The following is a 1,180-nucleotide window of genomic DNA, read 5'->3' on the forward strand; positions in this document are numbered from 1 at the left end:
GTATATCCCAAAGTCTTATTTGAGGTTCGATACTCATAAATGACGATAGTTTTTGCGCGTTGTCACGACTGAGTGGACGACATGCTCCGGGCCGCGCACTGGACCGCCGCGCGGTCCGGCATCGCCGGGACGCTCTTCGACCCGCGATCGGCGCGGCCCCGGCCGGCCTGGGAATTGGTGGAGGACCTCGTCGCCGTCGTCGACGGTGCGCTGCGGCGCCACGGCGACCGGGACGAGGTGCACGCCGGGCTCGGCCGGATCCGCCGGGAGGGCACCGGCGCGGACCGGCAACGCCGGGCGTTCCGCGACGCGGGTCTGCCCGGCGTCCTCGAGCATCTGGCGGACCTGACCGCCGGTCATCACAGAAGGCGAAATTCCCACTACACTCCGGCCGATGACGACCATCGGCGTTCTGCGGGAGACCGTCCCGGGTGATCGACGGGTGGCGCTGGTGCCCGCGGACGTCGGGCGCCTGCGCCAGGCCGGCCTGGACGTCCTCGTGGAGTCGGAGGCGGGTGCCGGCGCATGGCACGATGACGCGGCCTACACCGCGGCGGGCGCGGAGATCGCGGACCGGGGCCGGGTGTACGCCAAGAGCGACGTCCTGCTCTGTGTCAGCACACCGGCCGACCTCGACGAGCTCCGCGCCGGGCAGACCCTCATCGGGCTGCTGACCGACCGCCCGCCGGTCCCCGCCGGTGTCACAGCGGTCAGCTTCCACCTGATCCCGCGCACCCTCAGCCGCGCTCAGGCGATGGACGCGCTCACCTCCCAGGCCAACGTCGCCGGCTACAAGGCTGCGCTGGTGGCGGCCGACGCGTACGCCGGATTCCTGCCGATGCTGGTCACCGCGGCCGGCACCACGCGACCGGCGCGGGTCCTGGTGCTCGGTGCCGGGATCGCGGGCCTGCAGGCTCTGGCCACCGCCCGGCGGCTCGGCGCGATCGTCACCGGATACGACGTCCGGGAGGCGGCCCGCGGGGACATCGCCTCCACCGGCGCGGCGGTGCTGACCCTGGAAACGCCGGCCGCCACCGGCGACGGCGGCTACGCGCGCCGGCTCAGCGCGGACGAGACCGCCCTGCAGCAGCAGGCCCTGAACGCAGCGATCGCCGGTTTCGACAACGTCATCACGACGGCACAGGGACCGGGCGGGGGGGCGGCCCGCCAGGGCCCCGCC

The 1,180-nt window shown here is 73.1% G+C and carries 2 protein-coding genes; both read left to right on the forward strand.

From position 1 onward, the window contains the following. Positions 1 to 72 precede the first annotated feature (72 nt). The gene (locus AB0M20_RS44770) at positions 73 to 435 is read left to right on the forward strand and encodes a hypothetical protein (protein ID WP_364307701.1); all 363 of its coding nucleotides are present in this window, start codon (positions 73 to 75) and stop codon (positions 433 to 435) included. Further along, positions 395 to 1,180: NAD(P) transhydrogenase subunit alpha (locus AB0M20_RS44775; protein WP_364307703.1), on the forward strand; the 786-nt coding region annotated here is incomplete at its 3' end. The genes AB0M20_RS44770 and AB0M20_RS44775, both read left to right, overlap by 41 nt.

The organism is Actinoplanes sp. NPDC051633, assembly GCF_040681735.1.
GTDB lineage: Bacteria > Actinomycetota > Actinomycetes > Mycobacteriales > Micromonosporaceae > Actinoplanes.